At 35.8% G+C, this 5,498-nt stretch carries 7 protein-coding genes and 1 tRNA gene; 6 read left to right on the forward strand and 2 right to left on the reverse strand.

What is annotated here, in order from left to right:
* Nucleotides 1-433, reverse strand: a 433-nt coding sequence (locus SFT90_03620) for a PhoU domain-containing protein (GenBank protein ID MDX1949575.1), incomplete at its 3' end; no start/stop codon positions are given.
* Between the two features lie 78 nt (nt 434-511).
* Between SFT90_03620 and dcd the strand changes: the two genes are divergently transcribed.
* Genes dcd through SFT90_03650 form a run of 6 tightly spaced genes read left to right on the forward strand, consistent with a single transcriptional unit; the run spans nt 512 to nt 4,613 of the window.
* Nucleotides 512-1,078, forward strand: a complete 567-nt coding sequence (dcd, locus tag SFT90_03625; GenBank protein MDX1949576.1) for a dCTP deaminase — start codon at nt 512-514, stop codon at nt 1,076-1,078.
* Nucleotides 1,079-1,130: 52 nt separating this feature from the next.
* Complete coding sequence (locus SFT90_03630) at nt 1,131-1,826, forward strand: LON peptidase substrate-binding domain-containing protein (protein ID MDX1949577.1); 696 nt, start codon at nt 1,131-1,133, stop codon at nt 1,824-1,826.
* 10 nt (nt 1,827-1,836) lie between these two features.
* Nucleotides 1,837-2,025 carry a hypothetical protein gene (locus SFT90_03635; GenBank protein MDX1949578.1) on the forward strand — a complete coding sequence of 63 codons (189 nt, stop codon included), beginning with the start codon at nt 1,837-1,839 and terminating at the stop codon, nt 2,023-2,025.
* A gap of 1 nt (nt 2,026) precedes the next feature.
* The gene (locus SFT90_03640) at nt 2,027-2,440 is read left to right on the forward strand and encodes an MAPEG family protein (GenBank protein ID MDX1949579.1); all 414 of its coding nucleotides are present in this window, start codon (nt 2,027-2,029) and stop codon (nt 2,438-2,440) included.
* On the forward strand, nt 2,440-3,042 hold the full coding sequence (gene rsmG / locus SFT90_03645) for a 16S rRNA (guanine(527)-N(7))-methyltransferase RsmG (protein MDX1949580.1): 603 nt from the start codon (nt 2,440-2,442) through the stop codon (nt 3,040-3,042). The genes SFT90_03640 and rsmG overlap by 1 nt, the downstream gene beginning before the upstream one ends.
* A 41-nt stretch (nt 3,043-3,083) precedes the next feature.
* Nucleotides 3,084-4,613, forward strand: a complete 1,530-nt coding sequence (locus tag SFT90_03650; GenBank protein ID MDX1949581.1) for an acyl-CoA carboxylase subunit beta — start codon at nt 3,084-3,086, stop codon at nt 4,611-4,613.
* Between the two features lie 386 nt (nt 4,614-4,999).
* On the opposite strand, the gene SFT90_03655 is transcribed toward SFT90_03650, so the two are convergent.
* A tRNA-His gene (locus tag SFT90_03655) sits at nt 5,000-5,076 on the reverse strand.
* Nucleotides 5,077-5,498: the final 422 nt, after the last annotated feature.

Below are 5,498 nucleotides of genomic sequence, written 5' to 3' on the forward strand. Positions count from 1 at the left end.
AGCCCTTAATTGCATGAGTTAACATTTCAATGATAATATTTGCAATTTCATCAAGCTGAGGTTGATAAAGTGGCAGAAGTTTTGGGTTAATCCCAGGGATTTTTCTAACAGCTTTTTCAATAATATCACCTTGCCTTTCAACCATTGTTGAAACTTTGATCGCGGAAATAACAAATCGCAAATCAACCGCCATAGGGTGTCTAAGGGCGATTATATTGGTTGAAAGTTTTTCAACTTGTTTTTCAAGTTCATTAATTTTATCATCAATATCGCGAACATTAACAATATATTCCGCCGCTTGATTGCTGATAGATTGCTTAAAAAGCCTCATAGAATCAGTAACAAGCAAGTTCATATCATAAAGGCTTGCAGTGATTTTTTTCAAATCTTGATCAAAAGCTGTAACGGTGTGATTTTTTAATTCTGGTGCCATTTTTGTAATTATTTATTGCGAATTATTAGTTTGAATTATAAGAGATTTATAAATCTAGTCAAAATATATGTTATTTTTATGAGCGTAATGTCTGATAAATGGATAGCCAAAATGGCAAAAGAGCAAAATATGATTGAGCCTTTTGCTGAAAAACAAGTTAAAACTGAAGCTAATAAGGGGCTTATTTCTTATGGCGTTTCATCATATGGTTATGATGCGAGGGTTTCAGATGAATTCAAAATATTCACTAATGTTGATTCTGCAATCGTAGACCCAAAAGATTTCTCGCCAAAAAGTTTTGTGGATAGAAAAACGGATATATGCGTTATTCCGCCAAACAGCTTTGCACTAGCTAGAACCATTGAATATTTCCGTATTCCCGAAGATGTTTTGGTTATTTGCGTTGGTAAATCTACCTATGCAAGGTGCGGTATTATAGTTAATGTTACACCGCTTGAACCAGGTTGGGAAGGACACGTAACCCTTGAATTTTCAAACACAACGCCACTTCCAGCGAAAATTTATGCAAATGAGGGTGCTTGCCAATTTTTATTCCTAAAAGGCAATGAACCCTGTGAAATTTCTTACAAAAATCGCTCTGGCAAATATATGGGGCAGAGGGGGGTTACATTACCTAAAATTTAGTGGTATAATGGGTTAATGTGAATAATATATATTTATAAACTGAATTCCAATTATGTTTAACGATCTAAACATCAAAAAAGAACAATTACCAAATACTATTCCAGTATTTCCGCTTACTGGTGCGTTGATTTTACCGGGTGTAGAATTACCACTCAATATTTTTGAGCCTAAATATGTTAAAATGGTTGATGATGCTTTATCTGAAAAAAGATTAATCGGAATTATCCAACCTAATAATAGTTTATTTTCAAAACTTAGTAAAACTAAGGGCCTATATAAATATGGCTGTGCTGGCAGAATCAGAGCGTTTAATGAAACCGATGATGGCAGATATTTAATAGTTCTTTCAGGAATTTCTCGTTTTGAAATTGAGGAAGAAATTCCAACCATAAGGGGTTATCGCAGGTTTAGAGTTAATTGGAATGAGTTTTTAGAAGATTTTAATTATCGCGATGAATGGGCTTCCTTCAAAATTGAACAAGGCAGAAAGGCATTATTTGAAAAGATTGATAGTTATTTAACAAAAGGCAATCATAATGCCTCCCTTGCAAGTATAAGCAGTTTTAACAATGTTGATGATGGTTTTATTGTTGATTTTTTAGCCTCATACTTGCCGTTTAATTCTGAAGAAAAACAATTATTTTTAGAATGCAAAACTCTGCAAGAGCGTGCAAAAGCTATGTTCAAAGTTTTAGGCCTTGCAGAAGCTGAGGCAAAATTTGCTAATATTAATAAAACAATTCATTAAAAAAATCCCTATGAATATTCCTATTTTTTTACTTGCTGGTGTTTTTATGCTTTTAACCCTTTTTACTTGCACAATCGGCATAGTTTTAATGGCAACAGGTGGTGAGAAAAACAAAAAATACGGCACAAGCCTAATGGCTGCAAGAGTTGGCCTGCAAGGAATTTCACTCGCCCTAGTTGCACTTGCTTTTATTTTTTAATATGCCTATAACCCTTGTATTTACTGGTATATTTGCCCTTTTTTATGTGTTTTTGATATTAAATGTAATATCATTTAGGCAGAAAAATAATCTTCCATATGGTGATGGCAATAACATTGAAATGATTAGAAGGCAGAGGGCTCAAGGAAATTTTGCGGAATATGTGCCTCTCGCACTTTTTATGTTAGGGCTTATGGAAATTGCTGATTTACCAAAATTTATAATTTTAATAATGGCTTTCGTGCTATTAATTGGCAGAATTTCTCACGCTTATGGCCTTTTAATTGCTGAAGGAAAAGGAATTCAAAACAGAAAAAACTTATTTCCAAGAATTGCAGGAATGATGCTAACAATCAGCTATTTTATGGTTTCCGCCCTAATTTGCATAACTATAGGTATAATTAAAATTTTCTAATGCAATATTCTCAGAAATTTTTGGAGAAGCTCTCTCAATTTGAAAAATTTGTTATTGAGACAAATCAAATTCACAATCTTATTTCCAAATCATCTGAAGCGGATATTAGGAATCGTCATAGTTTGGATTCTCTTAAGATTATTCCGTTTATTGAAAATAATTTAGCCCATAATAGAAAATTTATTATCTGTGATTTTGGCAGTGGGGCAGGGTTTCCAGCTATAACTAATGCATTATATTTTACTTATGAAAAGCCTATAGAGAACCTAAAAATTTATGCATTTGAATCTATAGGCAAAAAAACAAATTTTTTGAATGAGGCGAAAAATTTACTGGGGCTTGATAACATTGAAATTCGTAATCAAAGAATTGAATCTGAAAAAAATATTAAAGCTGATATTATTACTGCAAGGGCTTTTGCGAGCCTATCTGATATTTTTTCTATTTCAAAAAATTTCCTTAAAAAGGATACAAAATTCATTCTACATAAAGGTGCAAAAGTGATGGAAGAAATTAGCGAGGCTAAGAAAAAGCATAAATTCAAATATGATATTATCAAAAATCCAGATTCCGATGGCTGTATTTTACTTGCGGAAATTTAGCAAAATTGCTAGTAAGAATTTATAACAAAAATAGCGAAGCTATGAAATCACCAGTTGTTAGAGTTTTAGAGGAAAAGAGGCGTTCCGCAAGAATGGGCGGTGGGCAAAAGAGGATTGATTCTCAGCATGAAAGGGGCAAACTTACTGCTCGTGAGAGAATTGAAGTTCTGCTTGATCCTGATTCATTTGAAGAATTTGGAATGTTTGTTGAGCATCGCCAAAGTAATTTTGGTATGGCAGAAAATAAAACTCCGGGAGACGGCGTTGTAACTGGGCAAGGCACAATTAACGGCCGTTTAGTGTTTGTATATAGCCAAGATTTCACCGTTATGGGTGGCTCTATGAGTGAGGCTAATGCATCAAAGATATGTAAAATTATGGATCTCGCCGCAAAAGTTGGTGCGCCAGTTATAGGGATCAATGATTCTGGCGGTGCGAGGATTCAAGAAGGCGTTGATTCTCTCGCTGGCTATGGTGAAATTTTCCAAAGAAATGTTGATTATTCAGGCGTAATTCCTCAAATTTCCTTAATTATGGGGCCTTGTGCGGGTGGTGCGGTTTATTCCCCTGCTTTAACTGATTTCACTTTCATGGTGCGTAATTCATCTTATATGTTTGTTACTGGCCCTGAAGTTGTGAAAACCGTTACGCATGAAGATGTTACTCAAGAAGAACTTGGCGGTGCAATAATACACACTACAAAAACTGGTGTTTCTGATAGATCATTTGCCAATGATATTGATGCACTTCTGCAAACCCGCAGGCTGATTAACTTTTTGCCGCTTTGTAATAATGGCATAATCCCTTATCGTGAAACCCTTGACCCTGCTGATAGAATTGATTTATCTCTCAACACTTTAATCCCTGATAATCCGAATAAGCCTTATGATATGAAACAGCTTATTTTGAGTGTTGTTGATGAGGGTGATTTCTATGAAATTAAGCCAGATTACGCCCAAAATATAATCGTTGGTTTTGGCAGAATGCAAGGCAGAACCGTTGGTTTTGTTGCAAATCAGCCGATGGTTTTAGCTGGCTGTTTGGATATTGATGCTTCTGTAAAAGCGGCTCGTTTTATTAGATTTTGTGATGCTTATGAAATTCCAATCGTTAGCTTTATTGATGTTCCGGGCTTTTTACCGGGCGTTTCGCAAGAACATCACGGGATAATTCGCCACGGCGCAAAACTTCTTTATGCATATGCTGAGGCTTCCGTTCCGAAAATCAGCGTTATTACTCGTAAAGCCTATGGCGGTGCATATATTGTTATGAACTCCAAGCATTTAAGAGGTGATATAAATTACGCTTGGGCGAATGCTGAAATTGCGGTGATGGGTGCGGAAGGTGCATCAAAAATTCTCTACCGCGGTTTTGAAGGTGAGGAATTAAAAGCCAAAGAGCAAGAATATAAAGAGAAATTCGCAAACCCTTTCTATGCGGCATCTCGTGGCTATATTGATGATGTTATCCGCCCGCAAAATACTCGCTGGAGGATTTGCCACGCCCTTACGCTTCTTTATAAAAAGAAAGCCAACAAACCTTGGAAAAAACACGATAATCTGCCACTTTAGTTTATTTTATTGGCTCTGGAAAAATCTCCCTCTCCCGTTTACGGGGGAGGGCAGGGGCGGGGGCAATTGGCTTATGGTTAATAAGTGCTAAGCATAGATTTTATTAACTTTCTGCTATTGTTTACTCCCTCGCATTTATTGCTGGGTTAACCATAAAACAACTCATTGGAATCACTCAACCACAAACTCTTCATACCCGCGAAAGCGGGTATCCATTATTTTATAGATTCCCGCTTTCGCGGGAATGAAAAATGATGTGGTTAAATTAAGGTCTTTAACCCCTTAACAGGCACGGGCTGACAATTGGTGTTTTAGTAGTGTTCACAATTAATTCGTAGCAAGAGAAAAAACTAAAAAATTTTCTTTAACGCTAAAAATCAGGTAAATGGGGAGAGTGACGGGTTTCGAACCCGCGACCTCAAGATCCACAATCTTGCGCTCTAACCAGCTGAGCTACACCCTCCATAAGGAAATAGAGTTAGCTATTTATAAGTTTTTGCAGAAATATCAAGAAAAAGAAGTTACTTCCTCGAAGCATTTAGAATCAATATATATAATAACTTCCAAGTATTTGTCACCCCGTGCTTGTCATGGGGTTAACCATAAAACACGCTCTAAACTTGATCCTTAGAAACACTTTCAAACATTAACCCCGCAATATATGAGGGGTGACAATTGGAGGTTAAGGATCTTAAATCTATACTTAACTAACAATGCCCTCTTAAAAGCTAACTAGCAGGCTTGACTTTTTTATCTTTAGGCTTTTCTTCTTTTTCTTTATCTTTCAAGATGATTTTTGCCTTTTTACCTTCATTGATAACATTTTCATCAATGATGATTTTTGCAACATCTTTACGATCAGGAATTTCATACATTAAATCAGTA

This window comes from Rickettsiales bacterium, from assembly GCA_033762595.1.
In the GTDB taxonomy this organism is placed as follows: domain Bacteria; phylum Pseudomonadota; class Alphaproteobacteria; order Rickettsiales; family UBA8987; genus JANPLD01.